Origin of the sequence: Arthrobacter gandavensis, from assembly GCF_039528575.1 — a bacterium.
In the GTDB taxonomy this organism is placed as follows: Bacteria; Actinomycetota; Actinomycetes; order Actinomycetales; family Micrococcaceae; genus Arthrobacter_B; species Arthrobacter_B citreus_B.
Map to the genome: position 1 here is coordinate 1 of NZ_BAAALV010000004.1, position 24,484 is coordinate 24,484.

The following is a 24,484-nucleotide window of genomic DNA, read 5'->3' on the forward strand; positions in this document are numbered from 1 at the left end:
CGGTGCCCGCACCGCTTGCGGCCCGCGCCGCCCGCGCCGCCCGCGCCGCCCGCACCGCCCACGCCGCCCGCGCGGCTCCTGCCCGCGGTTCCAGCACGCAGCACCAGACCCCGGCGACCCCGACAGCAACTACCCCTCCACAGCCCCCGGCCGCTTCGGCGGAGTGAAGATGCGGGGCTCATCGCTCCAGACGCTCTCGACTTCAGACTTGGTCCGGCGCATGATCTGGTCCATCGCTTCGCGTGCGGCATCCGGGTTGCCCGACTGGATGGCGTTGGCGACGTCGACGTGCCACTGCAGCGCTTCCTCATGCGGGTGCGACGGCATGAGGCCGTAGTCCGTCCGCCCGCGCAGCACCTCGGCGATCATGGACTGCATTTTCCCGAACATCTCGTTCCCCGAAGCAGCGAGAACCAGCGCGTGATAGTGGATGTCCAGCTCCAGGAACTGCTGCAGGTCGCCCGCCCGGCCCACGGCCCGCATCTTCGCGGCAACGGCCATGAGCTCAGCAGCCATGTCCTCGGGAGCGTACTGCGCCGCCAGCTCAGCGGCGGCAGGCTCGACGGCGGAACGCAGCTCCGTCAGCGAACGAAGCTGGGCACCCTTGCCCGACTTCGCAGCAAGGCGCCAGCGGACAATGTACGGATCGAAAACGTTCCACGAAGTCTCCGGCAGAACCCGGATCCCAACCCGTTTCACGGTCTCCACGAGCCCCAGGGACTGCAGCACCCGGACGGCTTCGCGGGCCACGGAACGGGAAACATTCAGTTCGGCCTCGAGGTGCTCTGAGAACATCGTGTCTCCGGCTTGGAGCTCGCCGGACACGATCCGCCGCCCCAAAGATTCGATGACGAGGCTATGCAGGCGCGAACTCATGCGGATTCCGGGGTGGCAGTCACCTGTTCATTCTAGGCAAAGCAGGCTCAGGACTGCGGCTTGACTACCGGAAACAGGCCGTCCGGTTCTTCGCCTTCCTCATAATGGCTTGCAGCCGGACCCACGATCAGCGGATCGGGAGCACGCGCAACACTCGCGTCCTTGTTGGGGTAGTCGACGCTGGCCAGGACATAGCGCATGGCTTCAAGCCGGGCGCGTTTTTTGTCGTTCGACTTCACCACCGTCCAGGGCGCGTCGCCCGTGTCCGTGTAGAAGAACATGGCTTCCTTCGCCTGCGTGTAGTCATCCCACTTGTCCAGGCTCGCAAGGTCGGTGGGGGAGAGCTTCCACTGCTTCACGGGGTCCGTTTCCCGTGCCGCGAACCGCGCCAGCTGTTCGGCGCGGCCCACGGAGAACCAGAGTTTGCGCAGCAGTACGCCCGAATTCACGAGCATGCGCTCCAGCTCAGGAACCTCCCTCATGAACTCCAGGTACTGGGCCGGCGTGCAATAGTTCATGACGCGTTCGACGCCGGCACGGTTGTACCAGGAACGGTCCATCATCACGATCTCCCCACCGCTGGGCAGATGGGAGATGTAGCGCTGGAAGTACCACTGCGTGCGCTCCTGGTCGGTCGGCTTCTCCAGCGCCACCACCCGTGAACCGCGGGGATTCATGTGTTCGTTGAAACGCTTGATTGCACCGCCCTTGCCGGCGGCGTCGCGTCCCTCGAAGATGATGAGCATCTTCTGGCCGGTGTCCTTGACCCATAGCTGCATCTTGAGCAGCTCTATCTGCAGCTGTCGCTTCTGCCGCTCGTAGCTGCGCCGGCTGAGCTTCTTGTCGTAGGGGTAGTTGTGCCGCCAAGCGGCGTCGTCGCCCTTGTCCCGCACCTTGCCGGCGTTCGAATCCAGTTCACCGAGCTCATCAAGTTCGGCAGCATAGTCCTCGGCGACCGAGACCCGGCTCCCCTCGCCGTCGGAGTCTGCCGCGCGCTCGGCGAGCTCTTCCGCCAGCCCTTCCCCGGCCTTTGCGCCGGACCGTGAACCGTTCTTGCCGGTGGCCATAAGAATCTCCTTGTGAGGGTGGTGTCCTCCTGCGAATCTACGCGGCACACCGGCAGGAGCGGAAGGGCAGCCAGCGAGCCTAAACGGGAATGCAGCTTCCTGCCCGGATAATTGACGGCGATGAAATACCTGCGCTCCGCCCTGCTTTCCGCCGCTACCCTTCCGCTAATCCTGTTCGGCACAGCCTGCGTTCCGCAGGACACCGGATCTTCTGCCGCATCGCCGCCGCCGGCGGAGGTGACGTTCCAAGAGCCCCAGGCCGGAACCGCCCTCGAGCAGCTCGGCGGCATCCCGATCAAGGGCAGGGCACCGAAGACCGGTTACAGCCGCGAGGAGTTCGGCCCTGCCTGGGCCGACGTCGACCACAACGGCTGCGACACCCGCAACGATATTCTTGCGCGGGACCTGACAGAAGAGACCTTCAAGCCGGGAACCAAGGACTGCATGGTCGCCTCGGGCACCTTCGCGGACCCCTACACCGGCACCGTGATCAGCTTTGTCCGGGGAAACACCACCAGCACCGCCGTGCAGATCGACCACGTGGTCGCGCTCTCGGACGCCTGGCAGAAGGGAGCGCAGCAGCTCACCGCGGACGAACGCCGCCAGCTCGCGAACGATCCGTTGAATCTCTTCGCCGCAGACGGCCCAGCCAACGGTGCGAAATCGGATTCCGACGCCGCCACCTGGCTTCCGTCGAACAAGGCCTTCCGCTGCGAGTACGTCGCACGCCAGACGGCGGTCAAAGCTGAATACCGGCTCTGGATGACGCAGGCGGAGCACGACGCAATTGCCGCAGTCCTGGCGTCCTGCCCGGACGAACCCGTCCCGGCCCGCGAGGGAACCGCACCACGGACCGCTCCCGCTTCGGGCGCAGGCACGGCGCAAGACGCTGGAGACCAGGGGAGCACGACGCCGGTCTACGCCAATTGCGCGGCCGTCAAGGCTGCGGGCGCAGCTCCCATCCGTCCCGGGGATCCGGGCTGGGACCCGAAGTTCGACGGCGACGGCGACGGCGTCGGCTGCACTTCCTGACGCGGCTCGGAGGGTGCCCGTCCTAGGCGAACCCTATGCGGACCAAAGGTGTCCGCATGGCGTTTTATCGCGGACCCAACCTGTCCTGAAGTCCGTCGAATGCTTGTCCAGGCGCGCCTAGCGTGGAGGTAGTTCCGCACCGGCAGGAGAACCGAATAACCCCGTGAAAGAGACGGGCATCGGCTGTTCCCGGCAAACGATTCGAACCAGTCGAGCAGCCGGCCGCGGATAAGACGCTGAGGAAAGACGGACATGGGCCTGCTTGAAATCGAACTGGCAAAACTGGACTACGCGGAGAGGCTGCACGCCGCGGAACGGCTAAGGCACGAGCAGCGGCGCAAGGACACGCTGTCCCGAACGGTGGAACCTACCAGACGGGCCAAGGTTGATGCGCCGGTCTTCACGCTCCGGATCGGCGGCTTCCGCTACCGGCTCTGGTTTACGCGGACCGTAGCGCTCTAAAGCAGGCTGAGCACAAAACAGCCTGAGCAGGGACACGTTGCGGGCCGCCTGGTCACGGAGTGGGGACCCCAGACGGACAGCACTCGAGGGCGTACCCTGCACGGCAGGGTACGCCCTCGATGAGCGAATCGCGTGGACCGGTTACCGACGGTAAGGCGTCCGGCTAACGTCCGCCGCCATGATGGCCGCCGCGTGGACCATGATCGCCATGCTGCCCACCGTGCTGCCAGCCCGCAGTTTGGCCTGTGTGCGGATCTCCCGCACGCCCTGGATCGTTCCATCCGCCGCGGCTCTCTCCACGGTCGCCGTGCGGCCAACAGTCCTTCCCATCCCGTTCCGGCTGGGGAGCGCCGGTTCCGGACTGCTCGGGCTGTGCGGGCGCTGGAGCAGGAGCAGGGACCGGGGCCGGGGCCGGATTAATAACCGGTTCAGTTTCTGGAGCGGGCTCCGGCGCGGGTGCCGGCTCAGGCGCGGGCGCCGGTTCGGGAGCAGGCGAAGCCTCAGCCCCCGGTGCAGGAACGGTGGCCGGATGGTCGGGTGAATAGTGGAAGAAATTCGCCGCTGCGTACAGTGCCTGGTCCCCGTCGCTAAAGGTCACGCCGATTCCAAGCGTATTCAAATCCGGATCGCTGAGAATGGCATTATGTCCGGGCGAGTTGATCCACTGCTGCACAATTCCCTGCGCACTGTGATCCGAGCGGGACGCGATAACTTCGCCGGCCTTGCTCCAGCCCGCCAGGTCCGGCGAGCCGGCGTAGTCCGGGTTGTGTTCGAATACCCCAGAGGACGCCATCTGGTCCGACCAGCCCTGGGCCGTTTGGGAAACCACGGGGTTGTACTGCACCGGAGCCAGTCCCTGTGCGGTGCGGAAAGTGTTGATTTCCGCGAAGATTTCGACCAGGACCTGCTCCTTCGAGCTGGTGGCGGCTCCGGGCTCCACGGTTACGGCGGGAGCCAGCGAGGGAGCCGCTACGGCTGCGGTACCAACGCCGCCTGCGCCAATAACGGCCGAAAGGGTAATGATACTCAGTGATTTCTTGGTTTTATTCACAGGATGAGACCTTTCGTAGATTGCGGTCACTAGGTGGCTCATCCCCCCGCTTTCACCGTACAAAAAACCGTCCCGGAATCACAATTCCACTTCAAATTCATGGAACGGCATCTTTTGCCCTTCACAAGATCAATACGCAAACGTACAATTAGCTCCCCTAACTTTTGTTGCTGGAGTTCGATAGCATCAGGGCCATGCCAGCTACCATCCGGGACGCAACAGCCGCGGACGCCGCCGCCTGCGCCGCTCTCTACACCCACTACGTCCTGGAGACAGCGGTGTCCTTCGAGACGGAGCCGCCAACGGCTGGGGACATGGCACAGCGGATTGCCGCAGCGCAGGAACGGCATGTGTGGCTGGTGGCAGAGCACGACGGCGAGGTGACCGGCTACGCGTATGCCGGAAGCTGGCGGAGCCGGGCGGCCTACCACAGGACAGCAGAAACCAGCGTTTACCTGGCGCAGTCAGCTACGGGCAGGGGGCTGGGGGCAGCACTCTACAAAGCACTGCTTCAGCGCCTGGGGCAACTGGGTTTCCGAACCGTGGTGGCGGGCATGACCGTGCCCAATCCAGCCAGCGAAAGGCTGCATACCGCACTGGGTTTCACGCCCGTTGGCGTATTCCGCCGCGTGGGCTGGAAACATGGCGTCTTGCACGATGTCAGCTGGATGCAGCTGGACCTGCCCGCCGGAACCGGAGAAACAGGCTAGGCGACTTCCATCCGCTCGAGCACGAACACGGGAATCTCCCGGTCGGTCCTGGCCTGGTAATCGGCGTACGGCGGGTAAGCCTCCACCGCACGCTCCCACCACACTGCCTTCTCTTCGCCGGTGATTTCGCGGGCCGTCATGTCCCACTTCTGCGGGCCGTCCTGCAGTTCCACCCGGGGATGGGCCTTGATGTTGAAGTACCAGACCGGATGCTTCGGCGCGCCGCCCATGGAGGCAACCACCGCGTAATCGCCGTCGTGCTCCACCCGCATCAGCGGCGTCTTGCGCAGCTTCCCGCTCTTGGCACCCTTGGTGGTCAGCACCACCACTGGGCGGCCTCCCAGGGTTGTGCCGCGGGTGCCGCCGGAGGACTCGATCTCCTCCACCTGGTCGCGGGAGCGTTTGGAGGTGCTGGGGGCGTATTCACCGGTAAGTGGCATGCGCCCCAGTTAACACCCAATCAGGCACAGCACACCAGAGGCCCCTAGGAGGCGGACGACGCCGACGGCGGGGTGAAGATCCACGGCTGACGCGGCAGCCGGGCCGGGTCGAAAACCTCCAGCGCTTCCGGAAGAGTGCCGGGAAGTCCCAGCGACTCCAGGATCATTCCGGCCGCTTCCGGTGCGGAAATCCCCAGCTCTGCAAGGGCGCTCAGGGTGACCGCGCCGTCGCGCTTTGCCAGCCGCTTGCCGCTCTCGGAAAGGACCAGTGGAACATGGACATACTCCACCGGAGGCAATCCAAGAAGGGACGCAAGGTACGCCTGCCGGGGTGTGGAGGAGAGGAGATCGTCCCCGCGGACCACCTGGTCAATTCCCTGCGCTGCATCATCGACGACGACCGCCAGATTGTAGGGCGGCACGCCGTCGTTGCGCAGCAGCACCAGGTCATCCACCACTCCGGTGTACGTCCCGAGAACGGCGTCATGGACCGTGTATTCCTGCACATCGGCGCGCAGCCGGAGCGCCGGCGGGCGTTCGCGCCGGCGTCGTTCGCGTTCAGCCCCGGAGAGGTGCCGGCAGGTTCCGGGATATGCCCCGGGCGGGGAATGCGGGGCCCGCGGTGCATCGGAGATTTCCGCGCGGGTGCAGAAGCACTCGTAAACCCTGCCTTCGGCCCGGAGCTTGGCAATGGCATCCAGGTACACCGGAGTGCGGTCGGACTGCCGGATCACCTCGCCGTCCCAGTCCAAGCCGACCGCGGCAAGGTCACGCAGCTGAATCTCTTCCGCCCCGGCCCGGGCACGGTCCAGGTCCTCCACCCGGAGGATAAACCGGCGTCCGCTGCTGCGGGCGAACAGCCAGGCGAGCAGGGCCGTCCGCAGATTGCCGACGTGCAGTTCGCCGGACGGGCTCGGGGCAAAGCGGCCGGCACCGGCGGAAGCGGGGGTAAGAGAAGGCACGTCCTCCAGCCTACAAACCCCGGAGCGCATCGGCGCACCCGGGGCTAGACTGGCCGCCACTACCGGCGCGCAGCTTCCTGTGAAGGAGTTACGAACATGCCCGACTATGGCCGCGACCTGCTCTTCGGAGCCTTCATCACCCCGGTGGCCGCTCCAGCCCGGCAGGCCGTGGAGCTCACCGTCACGGCAGAATCGGCAGGGCTGGACCTGGCCGCGTTCCAGGACCACCCGTACCAGCCGCGGTTCCTGGACACCTGGACGCTGCTCTCCTACGCAGCGGCACACACTTCCCGGATCCGTTTGGTGCCGGACGTGCTCAACCTGCCACTGCGCCAGCCTGTGGTGGTGGCCCGCAGCGCCGCGAGCCTGGACCTCCTCAGCAACGGGCGGCTCGAACTCGGGCTGGGAACCGGAGCATTCTGGGACGCGATTGTTGCTGCCGGCGGCGAGCGTTTGTCAGCGGGGGACGCCGTCACGGGACTCGAGGAGGCAATGCGCATCATCCGCGGTGTCTGGGACACTGCCAGCACCACTCCGCTGCGCGTGGACGGCAAAATCCACCGGGTCATTGGTGCCAAGCGGGGACCGGCGCCGGCCCACGACGTCGGCATCTGGCTTGGTGCCTATAAGCCGCGCATGCTGCGGCTCACCGGGGCGGCAGCGGACGGCTGGCTGCCCTCGCTGGGCTACCTGCGCGGCGGGCCCGCCGAGCTGGTGCCGCTGAACGCCGCGATTGACGACGCCGCTGCGTCCGCCGGCAGGAATCCTGCCGCGGTGCGCCGGCTGCTGAACATCAGCGGCTCGTTCGAGCCCGCAGGAAGAGGGCTCCTGCAGGGACCTGTGGCCCAGTGGGTGGAGGAGATCACCGAAATGGCATTGCTGCACGGAATCTCGGGGTTCATCCTCGCGACCGACGACGCCGGTGCCATCACGCGGTTCGGCGCCGAGGTGGCGCCAGCGGTCCGGGAGAAGGTGGCAGCGGCCCGCGCCGGGGCGGCCTGAGGAACGGTCCAGGAGGAGGCGGCGGGCTGCTGGGGAGAGCGGGGCCTTCCGCACCGGAACGCAGCGTCCTAGGGTGGGGAAATGACATCGGAGCTGCTGTTGCCTGCCCTGAACGCCGCCCGGAAGAGCAGGGAAGAAGGGGGCATTCCCATAGGCGCGGCCATGTTCATTGACGGCACCATCGTGGCCACCGGACACAACCGCCGCCAGCAGCTGGGCAGCGTGATCCGGCACGCTGAAATGGACTGCCTGGAACATGCCGGCAGGCTTCCCGCCGGTTCCTATGCGCGGGCCACCATGGTCACGACGCTCTCCCCGTGCGAAATGTGCACCGGTGCGATCCTGCTGTACCGGATCCCGCGCGTCGTCATAGGCGAGAACCGCAGCTACCGCGGAGCCGAGGACCTGCTGCGCCAGCGCGGTGTCCAGGTGGACGTCCTGGACGACCCGGCCTGCGCCCTCCTGATGGAGGAGTTCATGACGGACTACCCCTCGCTGTGGAACGAGGACATCGGCGTGCTCTAGGCGGGGCAACTTCCTGATCCGGACCTGCAGTTTTCCTTGCCTGTTCTCCCGCCGTCGTGAAGGATGGCCGCAGCGGGGCGACGAACTGCAACGGCGCAGGAAGGATCGGAACATCGCATGCGAAAACTAAAAACCCTGGGGATAACCCTGTCCCTGGCACTGGTGGCAGCACCGGCGACGGCCACGGCAGCGGAGACAGTTGCCGAACCGGTAACCCAACTTGGCGGAACACTGGCCAATGGAGCCACCTGGGCTGCGGAAATGCCCGCCGCTTGGAACGGGAAGCTGGTGCTCTACAGCCACGGGTTCCGCCCCGGACCGGATAACCCGGCGTGGGACCCCGGGTTCGACTCGACCGCGCAGGCGCTGACCGACCGCGGCTTTGCGGTTGCGGCGTCGTCGTACGCCACCGCCGGCTGGGCGCTGGGCACGGCAGTGCAGGATCAGCTGGACACCTTGGCCGCGTTCTCCGCCGCGGCGGGGGAACCCGAGAGGACCATTGCCTTCGGGACTTCCATGGGAGGGCTGGTCAGCAGTCTTATCGCTGAAACGCCGAACAGCGGCGTGGACGGGGCCGTGAGCACCTGCGGGCTGCTGGGCGGCGGCATCAACCTGAACAATTACCAGCTCGACGGCGTGCACGCGCTCGCGGAGCTGCTGCTGCCCGGTCAGGAACTCCAGCTGACCGGGTTCCGCACACCGGCAGAAGCGGGCGTGACCATTACTGCACTGATGCAGGCCGTGCAGAAGGCACAGGCCACCGACGAGGGACGGGCCCGGCTAGCGCTCGCAGCAGCGCTGATGAACACTCCCACCTGGTTCAGCGGGGACGCTGCTCCCGGATCCCGGGACTTCGCGGCCCAGCAGGAAGCCCAATACAACTGGCTGCTGCAGACCATTCCGTTCGTGGTGGGATCGCGGGTCTCGATCGTCACCGCCGCGGACGGCGACAGCGGCTGGAACCAGGGCGTGGACTACGGGACGCTGCTGCAGCAATCGGCTAAGCGCCAGCAGGTGGAAGCTCTCTACCGTTCCGCCGGACTGGAACTGAAGCGTGACCTGCACACCCTGACAGCGACAGCGGATATCGCGCCGGACGAAGGTGCGCTCGAGTGGATGGACCGTACCTCCACACCCCAGGGCGACCTGCAGATCCCGGTGCTGACCATGCACACCCTCGCGGACATCCTGGCCCCGGTGGAATACATGGAGGAATATGAGGAAACCGTTCGCGAAGCACGGGCGACGCCGCTGCTGCGGCAGTCCTTCGTCGAGCGCACAGGGCACTGCACCTTCACGGACGCCGAGCGGGTGGCGGCCGTACTGGCCATGGACGAGCGGCTGGACACCGGACGCTGGGCCAACCTGGCCGAGCCACAGCAGCTGGACCGCCGCGCCGAGTCACTCGGACTTGGAAACGCCGATTTCATTAAGTACCAGCCGGCCGAGTTCGTGAACGACCGCACCTGGAGCCCCGGCGCAGGCCACGGCCACGGCCACGGGCACGGCCCGGGCCACGGGAACGGCCACGGGCACGGTCCGGGCAACGGCCCCGGTCACGGAAAAGGGCGCTGACCGCTCAGGCCTTCGGTCCTGCTTTGGCCCCGGCGCGTACGGAGCCGGCCACATCGCTGACCGGGCCGTTCCACGGCGTGCCGTGGCCGGGCAGGACCCAGTCAACGTCCGGCAGCGGAGTGAGCCGGTCCAGCGTCTCCAGGGCCTGGGCGGGGTCATCGGTGAAGGGTGAGGGCTGCAGCCCGGTCCGGCCGGAGAGTACGTTGCGGGTAGTGAGGGCGTCGCCGACGAACAGCGCTTTCACTTCCGGAACATGGACTGCCACGCTGCCGGGGGAGTGGCCGGGGAGTCCAATGATTCGCGGCGACCCGGGAAGGTCCAGCACGTCGCCGTCCGCGACGGGAATGACGTCGGTGAGGTAGGTAGTGCGCCAGCCCTGCTTGCGCAGGGAATAGCCGAGGAACTTCGCGGCGGGACCGGGACGCATGCCGCCCGCAGACCCTGGCGCCGGCTTGTAGCGTTCCGTTCCCCGTGCCCGCGCCGCGTCTGCCGCGTGGATGTACACCGGCACGCCGGTCTGCAGGCGAAGCCGCTCTGCGAAGCCGATGTGGTCGGAGTCGCCGTGGGTCAGCACTACGCCCCGGATGTCTTCAAGGTTCCGGTCCAGGGCAGCGAGCTCGCGTTCCAGGTCCCGCCAGTGCCCGGGGAGTCCGGCGTCCACGACGGTGATGCCGCCGTCGGCCACCACGAGGTAGGCGGCAACAATGTCATTGCCGATCCGTTGCAGATTGGGTGCGAGCTTCATGGCTGTCTCCTTGTGCCTACCCGGCATGTCCGGGTTACATGGCTAACATAATTAGCTATGATGGCTAATGTCAATAGCCAAACGAATTGCCAGGAGAGCCATGCCAACGCCGCAGCGAACCTCCCTCGAAGCCATTGTTGCCGCGGGCCGTACCGCCCTGGAAGAAGGCGGGCCGGACCGTGTCACCATGAACGCGGTGGCTGACCGGGTAGGTGTCCGGGCTCCGTCGCTGTACAAGCGGGTCAAGGACCGGAACGCACTGCTGGGAATGATTGCTGCGGCCACGCTTGAAGATCTGCGGGAACGGATGCAGGGCCAGGATTCGCTGGCCGGTTTGGCCCGCACCTACCGGTCTTTCGCACACGAGCACCCGGAGGGATTCCGGCTGATCCAGACGCGCACGGCCTCCGCCGAGGATCTGGCCAGGGCCAGCGAACCGGTCCTGGCCGCGGCCCGCGACGCGGTGGGCGACGCCGATGCGCTGGAGGCTGCACGGTTCATGACGGCATGGCTCACCGGGTTCATCACCATGGAGCTGGCTGGAGCCTTCCGGCTGGGCGGGGACCTGGACCGGGCGTTCGACTATGGAATCGAGCGGGTCGCATCAGCCTTGGCGGGCTGATGCGGCGCCGCTCGGTTCCGCAACCGAAGCCTAGATTCCCTCTCCCAGCTGCGGGCGCGCACTGTAGGGAATCAGCGGATGGTCGGCCCGGGCCCTGATCTGCTGCACCATCCAGGTGTTGCCGTCCGGATCCGAGAAGCCGAACAGCGTGCCGCCGTCGCGCTCATCCATGACGGTCACGTCGCTGGCCTGAACGCCGCGGGAGAGCAGCTCCTCGTGCGCTGCCCGGGCATCCGGAACCACCAGCTGCAGCCCCTTCAGGGACCCGGGTTCCATCTGCTCCTCGCCCGGCAGGGTGCCGATGACGATCGAGCAGCCGGAGCCTGGGGGAGTGAGCTGCGCGAACGCCATGTGCTCGTTGACGGTGTGGTGGTCCAGGTCGAATCCAACCTGGTCGGAGTAGAACGCGAGGCTGCGGTCCAAGTCGCTGACCGGTACGCGGATGACTTCCAGGGTCCAATCCATGGTTCCTCCAAAGATGGTCGTAGGGAATCAGGCCGTGGAGAACGCGAGCAGCTGCTCGAGCTTGTCGTAGCCGGCAGCCATGCCTGATTCCATGCCCGAGGACACGAAGCTATCCCGGGTCTGGACCGATGGGTAGACCGAATGGCCGCTGAGCCTGGACCGTCCGCCGGGCAGGTCTTCGAATCGCAGGAAATCAAGGCTTGCCTGGTCCGGATACCCCTCGTATTCAAAGGTCTGCAGGATGAACTCGCCGGGCCGGATGTTGTGGAAGACGCCGCGGAAGGCGTACTCGCCGTCGTCGTCGCTCTGGACAAAACGGTAGGACCCGCCCGGGGTCGCCTCGAAGGCCTCGATGCGGGTGTCCAGGTGGTCTGGTCCCACCCACCGGGCATACGAATCCGCCGTGACGAGGGCGCGGAAGACGTCCAGTGCGGGGTAGTCGAACTCGCGGACGTAGTCGATGTACGGGGCACCGTCGGGAAGGGTGACGTGAAGTGCGTTGGTCATGACGCCTCCTGCGGGGTCTTGACGTCCGCCCGGCTGGCAAGCAGTTCCTCCAGCCGGGAGTAGGAATCGGTCATGCCCTCCTCCATGCCGGAGGCTGCCATGCCGTCCCGTGCTTCCTGGGTGGGATAGACCGAATGGACAGTGATCCGGGTGCGGCCGTCCCCCAGGTCCTCGAAGGTATTGAACTCGAGGCTGACGACGTCGGGATAGCCGGAGAATTCGAAGGTCTGGATCGCGAACTCGTTCTCCCGGACGGTGTGGAAGATGCCGGTGAAGTCGTACGGGATGCCCTCGGGGCCCGTGTGCGTGTACTTGTAGGTACCGCCGGTGGTGAAGTCGTAGTGGTCCATTTCCATCTTCATCCCGCGCGGGCCCAGCCACTGGCTGACCAGATCCGGATCAGCGTGGGCACGGAACACATCCGCGACGGGGAAATCGATCTCCCGTGAATAGTCGATGAAGGGGACGCCGTCGGGGACGGAGAGCTGCAGTTCGTTGGTCATTGGTGTTGGTCCTTTGACTGCCGGCCGCGCTCGGCGGCCTGTTGGTGGAGCACAGCATCCAGGCTGCGGAACTGCCCTTCGGTGACCAGCCGATAGCGGTCGATCCAGGCAGTAAGTGCCTCCAGCCGTGCGGGGTTCAGGTGGACGGGCCGGCGCTGGGCGTCACGGGTTCGCGTGACAAGCTGTGCCTGCTCGAGGACCTGGATGTGCTTCGAAACCGCCTGCTTGCTGATTTCGAAGGGTTCCGCGAGTTCGTTGACCGTGGCCGGGCCCCGGGAAAGCCTGGCGATGATCCGCCGTCGTGCCGGATCGGCCAGGGCCAAAAAGGCCCTGTCCAGCAGGACGTCTTCTGGGGCTTCGGTCATGTACGGGCCAACGTTCGCGTCGCAGTTCGATCTGTTGGTTTTTCAACGGTGCGGTGTGGGCTGTTGCCGCTTCCATGCCGGTATCCAACCCATTTGTTGAACAACCATGTGGTTGATTACCCAAGAAGGTACGCCCGTGGTGCCTCGTCGGCAAGGGGGTTTGGGAAGTTTTTCGGCGGCGTCCCGGAAGCCCATTCAGGAACTTCACAGGGGACTCCCGGAGACGGCGCGGGGCAGGGGGAGTAGCGTGGCTCCTTCTTCCCGGGCGCACCTCCCGGACGCCGCTGCAGCGGGAAAGGACGGACCATGAGCTCAATGGATCACAGCCATGCCGCAGGAATACGGCATGAGACGGGTTTCCACTGGCCGAGTTTTGCCGTGGGACTGGTTCTGCTCCTCTTTGTCCTGGCCCAGGGGGAAGACAACGGAGCCCCGGGATACGTGGGAATGACAGGACTCATCCTGCTGATCACCGGGCTGTACTCCGCAGCGACACGACGGAAGTCATGGATGCGCCTCACCACCCGAACGGCCGCATGGATCGTAGCGGGAGCCGGAGTGGTGCTGATGCTCCTGGCCCTTGTCCTGCGGCTCGCAGGATTATGACGGCGGGGCTTTTCCGGCGCGGATAAAGCGCCGCTACGCTGGGCGGATGCTCACAGACGAACGAATCGATCCGCCCGACGCCGCTGACGAGCGCGGAACCCTCAACGGCTTCTTGGACTATCTGCGAGCCAGCGTTGTGCACAAGGCCCAGGGCCTCAGCGACGCCGATGCCGCGCGCCGCGTCCTGCCCTCCCTTCTCACGGTGTCCGGTCTGCTCCGCCACCTTGCCGACGTCGAACGCTGGTGGTTCCGCGCGCAGCTGGACGGCCAGACAGGAATTCCCACCCGCTGGAGCAGCGACGATCCCGACGCCGAATTCCGCGTGACGGAGCAGGACAGCCTCGCCGAAATCATCGCCGACTACCAGGCAGCCTGTGCCGAGTCCCGTGAGGTTGCTGCCAGGTACGGCCTTGAGGACATGTGCCAAGCCGAGCACAGTGCGGAGCATAACCTGCGCTGGGTACTGGTGCACATGGTCGAAGAGACCGGGCGGCACTGCGGCCACCTGGACATCATCCGGGAACTGCTCGACGGCGTCACCGGGGAGTAGCTGACGGGTTCCGCGGTGCTCGAAGCCGCTCCGGGGCAGGGTCGGAAAGCGATGTCAGAGGCGGCACCTAGGGTGGGCGGCGCAGGACAAAGAGTGTCCTGCGGCGGCCCCGCGGGTCGCCAGGCATCGCATCCTATGGGGGATTCGCAATGGAAAACCAAACTTACCCGCCAGCTCCGGCACCGGCTCCGTTCCAGGCTCCGCCCGCCAGGCCCGGGAAAGGCCTGGCCGTCACGGCCCTGGTCCTGGGCATCGTCGCGTTCGCGCTCTGCTGGGTTCCCGTGCTCAACAACGTGTTCCTGTTCGTTGGGCTTGCCGGTCTCGGTTTCGGCATCGCGGCGCTCGTGGTGGCCTCGAAGCGCCGGGCTCCGAAGGGCATGCCGATCGCCGGGCTGATCCTCAGCGTGCTCTCGATCATCGGTGTGTTCGCTACCCAGGCACTGTACTCGGCTGCCATTGACTCGGTGGTGGAGAGCATCGAAGACAGCTCCGACGGCGTGGTCGCAGCCGAGCCGGAGCAGACTGAAGCGGCTGCAGAGGCACTCGCCCTGGGGAGCTCGGCAGAAATCGGTGAGTACACCGTTACGGTTACCGGAGTGAACCTGAACGGGAATGACCAGGTCATGGCCGCCAACCAGTTCAACGCGCCGCCCGCCGGCCAGTACGTCCTGGTGGATCTGGCCGTTGTCTACAACGGATCCGAGGAAGGCGATCCCTGGGTTGACCTCACTACTGAGTTTGCGGGTTCTGACGCACGCCAGTATTCAACCTCCACCTGCACAGCCGTAGCGCCGAACCCGGCACATGAGGTTCCCACGCTGACCAACGGCGGCGCGGGGAACTTCTCGGTCTGCTTTGACGTGCCGGCTGAAGCCGTGACCGACGCAAAGATCCTGGTTGAGAGCCTGTTTTCATTCCAGGACGACCGCGTGTACTGGGCCGCGCAGTAACCCAACCCTGCCCTGGTGCCTGACATGGAACGGCTCCCCAGCCATGGCCAGGGAGTCGTTCCAAGGTCCGGCCGATGAACCTACTGGTCCCGGCCAAGTGGACCTGTTCTGGTCCCGCCTTAAGGAACCAGTTTCAGTAAAACACCGTCACCGCCGGAGGGAACCCCTTCACGGCAACTTTCTCGCGGGATTCTCGCTGCAGGATGTTTCTGCAGGTCACCGAACCGTGCCGGGCAGCACGAACGTGATAAACACAAAGCATGGCAACTACCGCATTCAAAGAAAATCCTGTCCGCACCACCGGTGAACTCCCCGCTGAGGGGACTTCCGCACCCGCATTCTCGCTGGTTGGAACCGATCTGTCCGAAGTCTCCAGCGAGACCTTCGCCGGCCGCCGGGTAGTCCTGAACATCTTCCCCAGCGTGGACACGGGTGTCTGTGCCGCCAGCGTCCGCCGCTTCAATGAGATTGCTGCCGGACTCGAGAACACGGCCGTCGTCTGTGTTTCCAAGGACCTGCCGTTCGCGCTCGGCCGCTTCTGCGGCGCCGAGGGCATCGAGAACGTTGTTGCCGCGTCCGCGTTCCGCAGCAGCTTCGGTGAGGACTTCGGGCTGACCCAGGCTGAAGGGCCGCTGCAGGGCCTGCTGGCCCGCGCCGTCGTCGTTCTCGATGCGGACGGCAGCGTGCTGCACACGCAGCTCGTTCCCGAAATCACCACCGAACCGGATTACGACGCCGCGGTGGCCGCCCTGGCATAGCCCGGGTTCGCTGCAAGGCCCGTTCCGCTGCTGCGGGGCGGGCCTTTGTTGTGAGTTACGGGTAGCCAGCACGCCGGAGGACACCGGCCAGGATGCTGTGACTAGGCAATACGCCGGGCCGCCCTTGGCTAGGATAGGTGGCGGCGGTCTCCGGACGGTCCGCCTGAACGCAAAACGAACAACTCTATTGGGGGAAAAGAATGGACAGGGACCAGGGACAGCCCAGGGACCAAGACGCCGGTGCCGACGGCAACGGGGAGGACAGCAGCCCCACCGAGGCCAGCTCGCCGGAAGCCGAGCGGGCGCTGGACGCTGAACCGGTGGTCGAACCGGGTCAGGCCGCAGGCGCGACGCCGGAAACTGGCCAGGCACCGGACACGGAACCGGCAGCTGAACCTGTAGTCGAACCGGGCCAGGCCGCAGGCGCGACGCCGGAAACCGGCCAGGCATCGACAGCGGCGGACCAGGAACCTGAAAACGTCACAACCCCGGAGCCGGGGTCAGCGCCTGCACACGGAACCGGGTTTGCAGTGCCCGGCGGATTCGATGCCGGCCCGTCCCTTCCATATGGCACGGACCAGGCCCCTCCGGTACCGCCGTACAACCCTTACGCAGCGGTTCCCGGCGCGCCCTCCGGCACCGGTGGCGGGGAACACCCCGGCCAGCCGGGGCAGGCACCGTTCACCAACCCCTCGGGTTACCCGGGTTTCGCCAACCAAGGTGCCGCTGGCGGCCAAGGACATGCGGGCGCCAACCCCGGATACCAGGGACAGGGCTACCAGGGTCAGCCCGGCCCATACGGGAGCCAGGGCGCGAACTCCGGTCAGCCCGGCTACCAAGGCCAGCCCGGCTACCAAGGCCAGCCCGGCTACCAGGGCCAGCCCGGCTACCAGGGCCAGCCCGGCTACCAGGGCCAGCCCGGCTACCAGGGCCAGCCCGGCTACCAAGGCCAGCCCGGATATCAGGGGCAGCCCGGCTACCCCGGACAGCCGGGGCCGTATCAGGGCCAGCCCTACGGCAACTACGCGCCGCCGTCCACACCCGGCAAGGGGCTGGCGATCGCAGCCCTCGTCCTGGGCATTCTGTCCCTGCTGGTGTGCTGGATTCCGTTCGTGAACGTGATCACCTTCCCGCTGGCAATCGTCAGTGTGGGCCTGGGTATTCCGGCACTGATCAAGGGCATCAAGGCCAAGAACATCGCTAAGCCGCTGTCCATCGCCGCACTGTCCGTTGCAGTGGTGACCATCGTCGCCGCGATCGTCGTGAACTCCCTCTTCGTTGGTTCGCTGCGGGATGCTGGCCTCTGGGAGAGCGAGACCGAAGCCGGGACGGAGTCCTACACGGAAACCGAGGACTATTCAGAGGAGCTCTTGGAAGCTGAACAGGAGGATTACTCCTACGAGTACTCGGACACCTACATCAGCGGCCTTGTCTCCGAACCGTCCAATTCAGCCGGTGAGGAAGTGACCGTGGGGGATTACACGGTCACCCTGACCGAGCTGGACCGCGACGCCGCAGCTGAGGTGCAGGATCGAGATCCCAATGCCGGCGCGCCTGACCACAATTACGTGATTGCCCGTTTCAGCGCCGTCTACAACGGCAGCGGCGACGGGCGGCCCTGGCTCGACCTGCCGGCAGAACTGATCGGAACCGACAACCGGATCTACAGCGTCCTGGGCTGCTCCAGCAGCCTCGGCCAGCGCAGCGTTGACCAGGAACTGCTCAGCACGGGGGACTCCGTAACCGTTGAAAGGTGCTTCGATGTACCGGACGGCGCCCTGGGAGAGGATTCCCGAATAGCCATGCGCATGATCCTCGCCGAGGAGAACAACGACGAGGTTTACTTCCGCCTGCCGTAGCAGGTGGAACAGATCACCAGGAGGACGGTCCCGCGGCACACCGCCGCGGGACCGTTTTTGTCTCCGCCGCCGGTCGCCCTGCGGGTGCGGCAGGTGGTACGCCTGCTCAGCCCTGCTGCGCCGCCCACTGCGCCACGCGTGCTGCGCTTTCTTCCTCCGACAGGTCCTCGACCCGGGTCATGATGGTCCAGCGGATTCCGAAGGGATCGCGGATGCTGGCGAACCTGTCTCCGGACACGAAGGTTTCCAGTGGTTCCCGCACCACGGCGCCGGCTGCCTCCGCGCGTGCCACCACGGAATCGGCGTCGGAACAGTAGAAGCCAAGCGAATAGCAGGCTGTGTCCGGTTCGGGCGGGTTCACCAAACCGTATTCAGGGTTCGGTTCGCCGAGTTGGAGGTGACCGCTGCCGAGGTCCAGGTCTGCGTGGACGGTTAGGCCGTTCATCTCCGTCACGTCCACGACCCTTGCGCCGAAAACGTCCTGGTAAAAACGGATTGCCTCAGCTGCTCGCGGGACGGCGACGAACGGTGTGAGACTGGTCAGGCCGCGGGGAATGCCGTCGGTGGTGTGCCGGCCGGTGACTCCGGGGCGATTGTTGTGGTTCTGGGTTGTAGTCATGGAATCAGGCTAGGAACGCAGGCAGCCCGGCGGCTTGGCAATTTGCGACAACCGGGTGTTTTTTCCCGGCGAGAGGCGACCTGTGGAGGAGGAGCGATGCAGCAGCAGTGGCGCGGCCCGCTGTATCCGGCCCGGCTGCCCTCGTTCCACCGGGTACCCGCGCCGGCACTGCTGGCGGACCGCTTCCGCTGGTTCTGGATCCCCGAGTGGGACCTGGCAGCCGGACGGACCTCCCGGCAGGAAGTCCTGCCCTTCCCGGCGCTGAACCTCGTGATCGAGCAGGACTGTGTGCGGCTGTATGGACCGGCAACGCGCCGTTCCGTCCGTGATCTGCAAGGCACCGGCTGGGCCTTCGGACTGCTGCTGCGCCCGGCAGCCGTTCCGTTCCTGTGTCCGGATCCCGGAGCGCTGAAGGATGCCAGCACCGCACTGGAGCTGCCGGGGCTGCGGACGCCCGTCACCGCCGCGATGGAGTCAAAGGCGAACGACGACGGCGGCGCCCGCCGAGCAGCGGCTGTTGCGGCGGCGTCGGCCTGGGTGGAAACCGCCTTGCCCACACCTCCACCGGAGAGCCTGCTGGCCAACCACTTTGAGGACTTGATCGAGGCGGATCCATCCCTCACGCGCGTGGACCAGGCCGCTGACCTGCTGGGAGTTTCGGTACGCAGCCTGCAGCGGATTGCCCGGAAGCATGTGGGCCTGCCGCCGCTGGCGATGATCCGCCGCTACCGGCTGCAGGAGGCGGCTGATCGGCTGCGCACCGATCCGGACCTGGGGATTGCCGACGTCGCTGCCGAGCTGGGCTACGCCGACCACGCCCATCTAACGGATGTGTTCCGCGAGGTGCTGGGGTTTACGCCCAGCGGGTACCGGCGGGAAGCGGCGGATAGTGAAGGTGCCGGGTGCGGACCTTCTTAGCGCGAATCCACAAGCTGGGCGTAAACCACATAATTGTCGTCGAACTGGCCGGTCTCGGGGTTGTAGCCGTCGCAGGTAATAAGCCGCAGTTCCGGCCCCTCCGTGTTCCCGTAAACAAGGGAAGTGGGGAAGTTGTCTTTTGAATACTGATGACCTTCCCGGAACCGGAATACCGCAATACTTCCGTCGGCCCGTGACACATTGATGAGGTCGCCGGAACCCAGGTCCCGGAGGTCTGCGAAGACGCCCGGGCCACCGCCGGTTGCATTGACATGGCCCAGGATGATGGATGGACCGAGCTCCCCGGGCGTGGGGGATCCGGTGTACCAGCCGGCCGGTGCGCCGGGATCCGTAGCGGGGACTTCGACGGTGCCGTCCGGATTCAGCCCGAGATCGATCAGGGTGGAATCGAGACGGACCGAAGGAACGGCGATTGAGACCGGTGCGGATTCGCGCAGTGGTGAGCGAACGCCAGCAGGGGAATCCGCGGTGGTGGACATCGACGCAGTGGCCGGGGCGGCCGGTGTGGAGGACACAGCGGCAGGCCCGGTGCACCCGGTCAGCAATGCCAGGGCAACCGCTGCCAGGGAGACGAGGGCCCGGCAGCGGTTGCTGGTGGCTGGAACGCCCAACTGGTTACCGGTCGCCCGTGGGTACAGCTGTCCTGCGGCGGGCTGCGGCAGCGGCGCCCACCGTGATGACCATGGCTCCGGCAGCCAGCAGGAACGAGGAATCGATCGCTGCTCCGTCCGTGGGGACCCCGGTGTCGGGGGCGCCGACAGGGACCTGCGAAATCTGGTTCCTGGTGAAGTAGTCGGCTGACGCATGGGCCCCGAGGTTCGGCCCGACCGTAAACGGAATGTCGACGCCGTTGCAGGCAATGCCGTCGTTGTCGCTGTCCAGCTGCGGCGCGTACCCCGGCGCTCCCACCGGCATCAGCGTGTACCCGGCGTCTGCGGCTTCCTGACAATTGGCAAAGGGGCCTACTGCCGCCATCGCCGGACTTGCGGAAAGAATCGACAGGCCTATTCCTGCTGCGATTGCTGCTCCTGCTGCAGTTTTCTTCATGTTTCCCCCCAAAAGAGTGTGTGTGAATGACCGCATGAGCATATGGGCGGGGCTAATACTCCGGAGTCGGACACACTCAAATGTGTTAGCAGACTTATCCGGAATGTTATGAAGAAACGGCTTCGATTCCGCAGGGGGAACGTTCACAAAGTGCCAGTTGTCGTCAGACCCTTCCTAAAGGGGGAACCCGCCTAATGGAACGGGCAGACGTTATGCGCGAACTAGCGGTCGAGGTTGGCCTGGATCTCTTCCCACGACGGCTCGGAAGCGCCCTGGTTCCAGGGCAGGTACGCCAGCGCCTTGCCCATGGCGCACGTGTTGGAAAGGGCTGAGAAGACCAGTCCGCCGCTGATTCCGCCGGCCAGGACCCGGAACTTCGGCGAGGCGATGCGTCCGGCGAGCAGGCCGAGTCCCACCAGGCTTCCTGCGGCGAAGCGCACCTGGCGCTCCATGTCCCAGACCTGCAGGCCGCGGACTACGGAACCGCCGGCCTTCTCGACGTCGTCCACGCTTTCGGTGAGCACCTGCCCGCCCTGCAGGCCCGCTGCAGCGAGGCGTTCGTGCGCCTGCTTTGCCCGGACGCCGGACTGGCAGAGAAGCACGACGCCGTCATCCAGCCGGGCGGCCAGCTCAACGGTGTGGGCGGAGAGCAGAGGCAGGGGAATGTTGTGGGAGCCCGCGATGTGCACGGACTCGAACTCTGCCGGGTTGCGGACGTCGATGACGGTGAGGTTCGGATTCTCCTCAAGCAGGGACTTCAGGGTGACGGCGTCGATGGTCTTGGTGGTCTCTGCGGTGGCAGCGGGTGACATTCGGTTCCTTCGGTTGGAGTGGCCGGAGCGAAGCACCAACCCTATGGCCCGAATCTGGGAGAAGTCAGGGGATGTTACGGCGTGTGGCCGGTGCGTCATGCCGCGGCCGCTGTCCACGCTCTTTTCGGATCCTGTCCGAGCGCCGAATGCTTGGAAGGAGGGCTAGTGCCATGACCAGCGGCACGGCGACCATGATCAGCCTCAGCGGGATGATGACCGGATCCAGGGCATAAAGCAGGGACGCAGTGGGACTGACCACCTCGTCGATGACCACCCAGACCAGGACCCCGACGTGGAGCACACCGGGGAACACAGCCGCTGCGGTCAACGCCGCACCCCAGCGCCGGGATCGTTTGGACGGTTCAACCACCGCGGTTTGGGTTGCCGCGAAGAGCGCACCGCCTAACAGCAGGGGCGCGAGGCCCCATACGAGGGCGAATCCCAAGCCGAGCAGCACCGTCCCGACGTCGTAGATCGGGTCCCGGGAATCACTGAACAGGTAGATGACCAGGCCAGCGGCGATCAGCCCCAGGGGAACGTAGATTGCCAACAAAACCAGAAAGGTGGTCCGGGAGTTCCGCTTGTGGAGTTTCTTGAATTCCGCCTCCGCCTTATTCCAGCGGCGGTCATCGACTGGTGTCCGGTGCGGTCCCATCCCGCTTCCACCCAGTAGTGCCATCTGCCCAAACCCCCCGTCGTCCCGTCGGCAGCAACGATACCTGCTGGGGTGCTGTGGTTCGCTTCTAGACAGGGTCGGCCAAGACCGCGTAGACCACGTAGTTGTCCTGCCAGAGTCCGGTGGTGCTGTCGAACCCGTCGCAGGTGATCAGGCGGAGTTCAGGACCCGGGGTGTTTCCGTAAACCTCATCAGTAGGGAACATGTCCTTGGCGTATTGCTCGCCCCGAACGACGACGAATACAGATTCTGTCCCGTCTTCCCGCTCTACTGCTATGTGGTCTCCCGGTACCAGGCTGCGAAGCCGGGCGAAGACTCCCGGGCCGCCGTCGTTGGCATTGACGTGGCCCAGCAGGATGGCCGGACCGGGTTCACCAGGAGCGGGTGAACCCGTGTACCAACCGGCGGGGGATCCGGGAGATGCCGGAGGTACTTCAAGCGTTCCATCCGGCAGCAGCCCGAGCTCCATCAGCTCCGACCTGGTCTGGATTGTGGGCAGGGAGACGATGCTCGGCGATGCGGGAGCGGCCCCGGTGCCGGGCTGAGCATCTTGCGGAAGTGCAGGGAACGGACGAAGGGCATCATCAACCGGTGCCTGTGCCGGGATCTGGGCTAGGGCAAAGTAGCGGGGGCCGGCGTCATCGGGTGTGCTCGTATCACCAGCACCGCCAACGAGGAACGCCGCGGCGGCGGCCACCAGAACCATTCGGCTCCGGCGGCCGCTGCCGCGGGATTCTACGTGTCGTCCCAACGCAGGCTAGGCGTGGTTTCCGGACTTGCGCCGCAGCCCGGCAGCGATGCCTGCGACGGCGACTACGCCACCAGCGGCGAGGAGAACGCCGGTGGCGTCGGTGCCCTTGTCCGCGGGCGCACCTGTGTTGGCTCCGCCCTTGGGGGTGTTCCCGATCTGATTGTTGACGGGGGGCACCGTCGTCGTGGTGGGTGATGGAGACGGGGGCGTGGGTGAAGACGTGGGGCCTTCGCAAGCGACGCCGTCTCCATCTCGGTCCAGGCTCGGCTCATAGCCCGGCTGGCCTTCGGCAATGTTGTAAACGCCTTCAGCAGCAGCGGCGTCGCAGTTGGCATAGGGCGGAGCCGCCGCGGCCGGCGAAGCTGCCAGTGCAGTGAAGCCAAATGCGGCCGCAATGGTGAGTCCAGTCAGGGTCTTTTTCACGATCGAACCTCCGGTTCATCGAGTAATTAGGACCCGCGACAGAGTACGAAACAGGTATTTTCCCGAGAACCGAAATCGGAGGAATTGACCTGGGCTGACTGCGATTCGTTGGCAGCGCCGATTCTGCCCGCCAGTACTGAGGGCACCTATTGACAGGAGCCCGAACGAGACCCCCGCATTGCGTTTGGATAACGTTCCGGAAACCCCTTGCCGTGATCCACGTCACGGGGATATGTTGTGCTCGCCTACAAATTGTCGGTAGGGGTATCGACAGGGGCGCTACAGCGTTGTATCCGCTCGATCCAGCCGTCCGGGTCACAAGGATGTTTCCCGTAGTCTCGCCGTGCAGTGCCTTGCCGGCGGCAGGATCCTTTTCAAAGGTTCGACCATGAGCAAAAGAAAGAATGTTTCGGCCCTCTTCCTGGCGTTCGGCCTGGCAGCAGGCATGGCGGCCTGCGCCCCCGCCGGCACCACGAACAGCGACAGCGAAGGCGGCGACGGCGTCGAATGCAACGTGGGAATCTCCATGCCCACCCGCAGCCTGGAACGCTGGATCAACGACGGCGAAGGGCTAAAGGAAAACCTTGAAGCCCGCGACTGCACCGTTGACCTGCAGTACGCCGACGACAAGACCGACCAGCAGATCAGCCAGATCCAGAACCAGGTGGCCGGCGGCGCCAAGATCCTGGTAGTCGCAGCGATCGACGGCGAAACCCTCGGCCCGGTCCTGGAAGACGCCAAGTCCCAGGACGTCACCGTGATCGCCTATGACCGGCTGATCAACGGGACCGACGCCGTGGACTACTACGCCACGTTCGACAACTACCAGGTGGGCCAGCTCCAGGGCGAGTTCATCGAGGAGCAACTGGCCCTGGCCGACGGCGAGGGCCCGTACAACCTGGAACCCTTCGCCGGCAGCCCGGATGACAACAACGCCAAGTTCTTCTTCTCCGGCGCCTGGGACGTGCTGCTTCCCTACGTGGAGAGCGGCCAGCTGGTGGTTCCCTCCGGCAAGTCCCCGGCCTCGAATGATGACTGGGCCTCCATCGGCATCCTCGGCTGGGGATCGGCGGATGCGCAGGCGGAAATGGATAACCGCCTGCAGTCCTTCTACACCGGCGGCGACAAGGTCGACGTCGTGCTTTCCCCGAACGACAGCCTGGCCCTGGGCATCGAGCAGTCCCTGGCCAGTGCCGGCTACACGCCGGGCACCGACTGGCCGGTGATCACCGGGCAGGACGGCGACGTCGCGAACATCAAGGCGATCCTCGGCGACCAGCAATCCATGACCGTCTGGAAGGACACCCGTGAACTTGGCGCCCAGGTGGACACCATGATCGAGCAGATCGTCAACGGAGAAGAGGTGGACGTCAACGACACCGAAACCTACGACAACGGCGTGAAGGTGGTCCCCACCTACATCCTCGAACCGCAGGTTGTGGTCAAGGACGAGGTCCAGTCCAAGCTGGTGGACTCCGGCTTCGTGGAGGCCGGCGACGTCGGACTCTAGGGCAGCCCGCCCCGCGGGGCACGACGGCGACTGCCGCCGTCGTGCCCCGCACCCTCCGGAAAGAACAGGCAAGAA

General features: G+C 65.7%; 31 protein-coding genes. 14 read left to right on the plus strand and 17 right to left on the minus strand.

Features of this window, described 5'->3' with window-relative positions:
• Positions 1-129: 129 nt before the first annotated feature.
• Together ABFX29_RS11290 and ppk2 are read right to left on the minus strand one after the other, a co-directional pair.
• Positions 130-876, minus strand: coding sequence for a FadR/GntR family transcriptional regulator (locus ABFX29_RS11290; RefSeq protein WP_152229418.1), 747 nt, complete (start codon positions 874-876; stop codon positions 130-132).
• A gap of 47 nt (positions 877-923) precedes the next feature.
• Complete coding sequence (gene ppk2, locus ABFX29_RS11295) at positions 924-1,943, minus strand: polyphosphate kinase 2 (RefSeq protein WP_152229417.1); 1,020 nt, start codon at positions 1,941-1,943, stop codon at positions 924-926.
• A 120-nt stretch (positions 1,944-2,063) separates the two neighbouring features.
• On the opposite strand from ppk2, the gene ABFX29_RS11300 reads away from it, so the two are divergent.
• A complete protein-coding gene (locus ABFX29_RS11300) occupies positions 2,064-2,975 on the plus strand; it encodes a GmrSD restriction endonuclease domain-containing protein (protein WP_152229416.1) in 912 nt (303 codons plus the stop codon).
• Between the two features lie 252 nt (positions 2,976-3,227).
• Positions 3,228-3,437, plus strand: coding sequence for a hypothetical protein (locus ABFX29_RS11305; protein ID WP_152229415.1), 210 nt, complete (start codon positions 3,228-3,230; stop codon positions 3,435-3,437).
• 163 nt (positions 3,438-3,600) lie between these two features.
• On the opposite strand, the gene ABFX29_RS11310 is transcribed toward ABFX29_RS11305, so the two are convergent.
• Positions 3,601-4,488: a CAP domain-containing protein gene (locus ABFX29_RS11310; protein ID WP_170287817.1), complete on the minus strand. Its 888-nt coding sequence runs from the start codon at positions 4,486-4,488 to the stop codon at positions 3,601-3,603.
• Between the two features lie 194 nt (positions 4,489-4,682).
• Here ABFX29_RS11310 and ABFX29_RS11315 point away from each other — a divergent pair, with 194 nt between their 5' ends.
• Positions 4,683-5,198 (plus strand): GNAT family N-acetyltransferase, encoded by a 516-nt coding sequence (locus tag ABFX29_RS11315; RefSeq protein ID WP_152229413.1) that lies wholly within the window; start codon positions 4,683-4,685, stop codon positions 5,196-5,198.
• Here ABFX29_RS11315 and ABFX29_RS11320 read toward each other — a convergent pair.
• Together ABFX29_RS11320 and gluQRS are read right to left on the minus strand one after the other, a co-directional pair.
• Positions 5,195-5,638 carry a nitroreductase family deazaflavin-dependent oxidoreductase gene (locus ABFX29_RS11320; RefSeq protein ID WP_152229412.1) on the minus strand — a complete coding sequence of 148 codons (444 nt, stop codon included), beginning with the start codon at positions 5,636-5,638 and terminating at the stop codon, positions 5,195-5,197. The genes ABFX29_RS11315 and ABFX29_RS11320 overlap by 4 nt on opposite strands.
• A gap of 44 nt (positions 5,639-5,682) precedes the next feature.
• Positions 5,683-6,600: a tRNA glutamyl-Q(34) synthetase GluQRS gene (gene gluQRS / locus ABFX29_RS11325; RefSeq protein WP_246167744.1), complete on the minus strand. Its 918-nt coding sequence runs from the start codon at positions 6,598-6,600 to the stop codon at positions 5,683-5,685.
• Positions 6,601-6,696: 96 nt separating this feature from the next.
• Between gluQRS and ABFX29_RS11330 the strand changes: the two genes are divergently transcribed.
• The 3 genes from ABFX29_RS11330 to ABFX29_RS11340 all read left to right on the plus strand — a co-directional run bounded on the left by ABFX29_RS11330 (position 6,697) and on the right by ABFX29_RS11340 (position 9,702).
• Positions 6,697-7,602: an LLM class flavin-dependent oxidoreductase gene (locus tag ABFX29_RS11330; protein WP_152229411.1), complete on the plus strand. Its 906-nt coding sequence runs from the start codon at positions 6,697-6,699 to the stop codon at positions 7,600-7,602.
• Between the two features lie 81 nt (positions 7,603-7,683).
• Positions 7,684-8,127, plus strand: a complete 444-nt coding sequence (locus ABFX29_RS11335) for a nucleoside deaminase (protein ID WP_152229410.1) — start codon at positions 7,684-7,686, stop codon at positions 8,125-8,127.
• Positions 8,128-8,244: 117 nt separating this feature from the next.
• Complete coding sequence (locus ABFX29_RS11340) at positions 8,245-9,702, plus strand: alpha/beta hydrolase family protein (protein ID WP_211372431.1); 1,458 nt, start codon at positions 8,245-8,247, stop codon at positions 9,700-9,702.
• 4 nt (positions 9,703-9,706) lie between these two features.
• On the opposite strand, the gene ABFX29_RS11345 is transcribed toward ABFX29_RS11340, so the two are convergent.
• On the minus strand, positions 9,707-10,447 hold the full coding sequence (locus ABFX29_RS11345; protein ID WP_152229409.1) for an MBL fold metallo-hydrolase: 741 nt from the start codon (positions 10,445-10,447) through the stop codon (positions 9,707-9,709).
• A 100-nt stretch (positions 10,448-10,547) separates the two neighbouring features.
• Between ABFX29_RS11345 and ABFX29_RS11350 the strand changes: the two genes are divergently transcribed.
• Complete coding sequence (locus ABFX29_RS11350) at positions 10,548-11,069, plus strand: TetR/AcrR family transcriptional regulator (protein WP_152229408.1); 522 nt, start codon at positions 10,548-10,550, stop codon at positions 11,067-11,069.
• 30 nt (positions 11,070-11,099) lie between these two features.
• Here the strand turns inward: ABFX29_RS11350 and ABFX29_RS11355 are convergent, their stop codons facing one another.
• From ABFX29_RS11355 to ABFX29_RS11370, 4 genes are read right to left on the minus strand one after another with little or no spacing between them, the layout of a single operon-like run.
• Positions 11,100-11,534 carry a VOC family protein gene (locus ABFX29_RS11355; RefSeq protein ID WP_152229407.1) on the minus strand — a complete coding sequence of 145 codons (435 nt, stop codon included), beginning with the start codon at positions 11,532-11,534 and terminating at the stop codon, positions 11,100-11,102.
• Positions 11,535-11,561: 27 nt separating this feature from the next.
• Positions 11,562-12,041, minus strand: coding sequence for an SRPBCC family protein (locus tag ABFX29_RS11360; protein ID WP_152229406.1), 480 nt, complete (start codon positions 12,039-12,041; stop codon positions 11,562-11,564).
• Entirely contained in the window at positions 12,038-12,544 is a 507-nt protein-coding gene (locus ABFX29_RS11365) for an SRPBCC family protein (protein WP_152229405.1), read from the minus strand. The genes ABFX29_RS11360 and ABFX29_RS11365 overlap by 4 nt, the downstream gene beginning before the upstream one ends.
• Entirely contained in the window at positions 12,541-12,909 is a 369-nt protein-coding gene (locus tag ABFX29_RS11370) for an ArsR/SmtB family transcription factor (RefSeq protein WP_152229404.1), read from the minus strand. The genes ABFX29_RS11365 and ABFX29_RS11370 overlap by 4 nt, the downstream gene beginning before the upstream one ends.
• 306 nt (positions 12,910-13,215) lie before the next feature.
• Here ABFX29_RS11370 and ABFX29_RS11375 point away from each other — a divergent pair, with 306 nt between their 5' ends.
• The 5 genes from ABFX29_RS11375 to ABFX29_RS11395 all read left to right on the plus strand — a co-directional run bounded on the left by ABFX29_RS11375 (position 13,216) and on the right by ABFX29_RS11395 (position 17,632).
• Positions 13,216-13,515, plus strand: coding sequence for a hypothetical protein (locus ABFX29_RS11375; protein WP_152229403.1), 300 nt, complete (start codon positions 13,216-13,218; stop codon positions 13,513-13,515).
• A 46-nt stretch (positions 13,516-13,561) separates the two neighbouring features.
• Entirely contained in the window at positions 13,562-14,065 is a 504-nt protein-coding gene (locus ABFX29_RS11380; protein ID WP_152229402.1) for a DinB family protein, read from the plus strand.
• 149 nt (positions 14,066-14,214) lie between these two features.
• Positions 14,215-15,015 (plus strand): DUF4190 domain-containing protein, encoded by an 801-nt coding sequence (locus ABFX29_RS11385; protein WP_152229401.1) that lies wholly within the window; start codon positions 14,215-14,217, stop codon positions 15,013-15,015.
• A 260-nt stretch (positions 15,016-15,275) separates the two neighbouring features.
• Positions 15,276-15,773 carry a thiol peroxidase gene (tpx, locus tag ABFX29_RS11390; protein WP_152229400.1) on the plus strand — a complete coding sequence of 166 codons (498 nt, stop codon included), beginning with the start codon at positions 15,276-15,278 and terminating at the stop codon, positions 15,771-15,773.
• 200 nt (positions 15,774-15,973) lie between these two features.
• A complete protein-coding gene (locus tag ABFX29_RS11395) occupies positions 15,974-17,632 on the plus strand; it encodes a hypothetical protein (RefSeq protein ID WP_170287816.1) in 1,659 nt (552 codons plus the stop codon).
• A gap of 106 nt (positions 17,633-17,738) precedes the next feature.
• Here the strand turns inward: ABFX29_RS11395 and ABFX29_RS11400 are convergent, their stop codons facing one another.
• Positions 17,739-18,251, minus strand: coding sequence for a VOC family protein (locus ABFX29_RS11400; protein WP_152229399.1), 513 nt, complete (start codon positions 18,249-18,251; stop codon positions 17,739-17,741).
• Between the two features lie 96 nt (positions 18,252-18,347).
• Between ABFX29_RS11400 and ABFX29_RS11405 the strand changes: the two genes are divergently transcribed.
• Positions 18,348-19,169 (plus strand): AraC family transcriptional regulator, encoded by an 822-nt coding sequence (locus tag ABFX29_RS11405; RefSeq protein WP_152229398.1) that lies wholly within the window; start codon positions 18,348-18,350, stop codon positions 19,167-19,169.
• Here the strand turns inward: ABFX29_RS11405 and ABFX29_RS11410 are convergent.
• From ABFX29_RS11410 to ABFX29_RS11435, 6 genes are all read right to left on the minus strand, one after another.
• The gene (locus tag ABFX29_RS11410; protein WP_246167741.1) at positions 19,166-19,801 is read right to left on the minus strand and encodes a class F sortase; all 636 of its coding nucleotides are present in this window, start codon (positions 19,799-19,801) and stop codon (positions 19,166-19,168) included. The two genes, ABFX29_RS11405 and ABFX29_RS11410, sit on opposite strands and share 4 nt — an antisense overlap.
• Positions 19,802-19,805: 4 nt before the next feature.
• Positions 19,806-20,237: an excalibur calcium-binding domain-containing protein gene (locus ABFX29_RS11415; RefSeq protein ID WP_246167739.1), complete on the minus strand. Its 432-nt coding sequence runs from the start codon at positions 20,235-20,237 to the stop codon at positions 19,806-19,808.
• A 221-nt stretch (positions 20,238-20,458) separates the two neighbouring features.
• Positions 20,459-21,049 (minus strand): rhodanese-like domain-containing protein, encoded by a 591-nt coding sequence (locus tag ABFX29_RS11420; RefSeq protein WP_152229395.1) that lies wholly within the window; start codon positions 21,047-21,049, stop codon positions 20,459-20,461.
• A 64-nt stretch (positions 21,050-21,113) separates the two neighbouring features.
• Positions 21,114-21,602, minus strand: a complete 489-nt coding sequence (locus ABFX29_RS11425; protein ID WP_152229394.1) for a hypothetical protein — start codon at positions 21,600-21,602, stop codon at positions 21,114-21,116.
• Positions 21,603-21,792: 190 nt separating this feature from the next.
• Positions 21,793-22,476 carry a sortase domain-containing protein gene (locus ABFX29_RS11430; protein ID WP_246167738.1) on the minus strand — a complete coding sequence of 228 codons (684 nt, stop codon included), beginning with the start codon at positions 22,474-22,476 and terminating at the stop codon, positions 21,793-21,795.
• A gap of 6 nt (positions 22,477-22,482) precedes the next feature.
• Positions 22,483-22,899 carry an excalibur calcium-binding domain-containing protein gene (locus ABFX29_RS11435; RefSeq protein ID WP_246167737.1) on the minus strand — a complete coding sequence of 139 codons (417 nt, stop codon included), beginning with the start codon at positions 22,897-22,899 and terminating at the stop codon, positions 22,483-22,485.
• 388 nt (positions 22,900-23,287) lie between these two features.
• On the opposite strand from ABFX29_RS11435, the gene chvE reads away from it, so the two are divergent.
• Positions 23,288-24,409, plus strand: coding sequence for a multiple monosaccharide ABC transporter substrate-binding protein (chvE, locus tag ABFX29_RS11440; RefSeq protein ID WP_152229392.1), 1,122 nt, complete (start codon positions 23,288-23,290; stop codon positions 24,407-24,409).
• The last annotated feature ends 75 nt before the right edge of the window (positions 24,410-24,484 follow it).

Excerpts from the sequence above, each read along its gene's own strand:
- ABFX29_RS11290 (WP_152229418.1), bottom strand. The coding sequence starts at position 876 with ATGAGTTCGCGCCTGCATAGCCTCGTCATCGAATCTTTGGGGCGGCGG.
- ABFX29_RS11415 (WP_246167739.1), bottom strand. The coding sequence starts at position 20,237 with ATGAAGAAAACTGCAGCAGGAGCAGCAATCGCAGCAGGAATAGGCCTG.
- ABFX29_RS11350 (WP_152229408.1), top strand. The coding sequence starts at position 10,548 with ATGCCAACGCCGCAGCGAACCTCCCTCGAAGCCATTGTTGCCGCGGGC.
- ABFX29_RS11375 (WP_152229403.1), top strand. The coding sequence starts at position 13,216 with ATGAGCTCAATGGATCACAGCCATGCCGCAGGAATACGGCATGAGACG.
- ABFX29_RS11305 (WP_152229415.1), top strand. The coding sequence starts at position 3,228 with ATGGGCCTGCTTGAAATCGAACTGGCAAAACTGGACTACGCGGAGAGG.
- ABFX29_RS11370 (WP_152229404.1), bottom strand. The coding sequence starts at position 12,909 with ATGACCGAAGCCCCAGAAGACGTCCTGCTGGACAGGGCCTTTTTGGCC.
- ABFX29_RS11320 (WP_152229412.1), bottom strand. The coding sequence starts at position 5,638 with ATGCCACTTACCGGTGAATACGCCCCCAGCACCTCCAAACGCTCCCGC.
- ABFX29_RS11395 (WP_170287816.1), top strand. The coding sequence starts at position 15,974 with ATGGACAGGGACCAGGGACAGCCCAGGGACCAAGACGCCGGTGCCGAC.
- ABFX29_RS11405 (WP_152229398.1), top strand. The coding sequence starts at position 18,348 with ATGCAGCAGCAGTGGCGCGGCCCGCTGTATCCGGCCCGGCTGCCCTCG.
- ABFX29_RS11335 (WP_152229410.1), top strand. The coding sequence starts at position 7,684 with ATGACATCGGAGCTGCTGTTGCCTGCCCTGAACGCCGCCCGGAAGAGC.
- ABFX29_RS11385 (WP_152229401.1), top strand. The coding sequence starts at position 14,215 with ATGGAAAACCAAACTTACCCGCCAGCTCCGGCACCGGCTCCGTTCCAG.
- chvE (WP_152229392.1), top strand. The coding sequence starts at position 23,288 with ATGAGCAAAAGAAAGAATGTTTCGGCCCTCTTCCTGGCGTTCGGCCTG.
- ABFX29_RS11330 (WP_152229411.1), top strand. The coding sequence starts at position 6,697 with ATGCCCGACTATGGCCGCGACCTGCTCTTCGGAGCCTTCATCACCCCG.
- ABFX29_RS11400 (WP_152229399.1), bottom strand. The coding sequence starts at position 18,251 with ATGACTACAACCCAGAACCACAACAATCGCCCCGGAGTCACCGGCCGG.
- ABFX29_RS11340 (WP_211372431.1), top strand. The coding sequence starts at position 8,245 with ATGCGAAAACTAAAAACCCTGGGGATAACCCTGTCCCTGGCACTGGTG.
- tpx (WP_152229400.1), top strand. The coding sequence starts at position 15,276 with ATGGCAACTACCGCATTCAAAGAAAATCCTGTCCGCACCACCGGTGAA.
- ABFX29_RS11345 (WP_152229409.1), bottom strand. The coding sequence starts at position 10,447 with ATGAAGCTCGCACCCAATCTGCAACGGATCGGCAATGACATTGTTGCC.
- ABFX29_RS11300 (WP_152229416.1), top strand. The coding sequence starts at position 2,064 with ATGAAATACCTGCGCTCCGCCCTGCTTTCCGCCGCTACCCTTCCGCTA.
- ABFX29_RS11360 (WP_152229406.1), bottom strand. The coding sequence starts at position 12,041 with ATGACCAACGCACTTCACGTCACCCTTCCCGACGGTGCCCCGTACATC.
- ABFX29_RS11380 (WP_152229402.1), top strand. The coding sequence starts at position 13,562 with ATGCTCACAGACGAACGAATCGATCCGCCCGACGCCGCTGACGAGCGC.
- ABFX29_RS11365 (WP_152229405.1), bottom strand. The coding sequence starts at position 12,544 with ATGACCAACGAACTGCAGCTCTCCGTCCCCGACGGCGTCCCCTTCATC.
- ppk2 (WP_152229417.1), bottom strand. The coding sequence starts at position 1,943 with ATGGCCACCGGCAAGAACGGTTCACGGTCCGGCGCAAAGGCCGGGGAA.
- ABFX29_RS11420 (WP_152229395.1), bottom strand. The coding sequence starts at position 21,049 with ATGTCACCCGCTGCCACCGCAGAGACCACCAAGACCATCGACGCCGTC.
- ABFX29_RS11355 (WP_152229407.1), bottom strand. The coding sequence starts at position 11,534 with ATGGATTGGACCCTGGAAGTCATCCGCGTACCGGTCAGCGACTTGGAC.
- ABFX29_RS11315 (WP_152229413.1), top strand. The coding sequence starts at position 4,683 with ATGCCAGCTACCATCCGGGACGCAACAGCCGCGGACGCCGCCGCCTGC.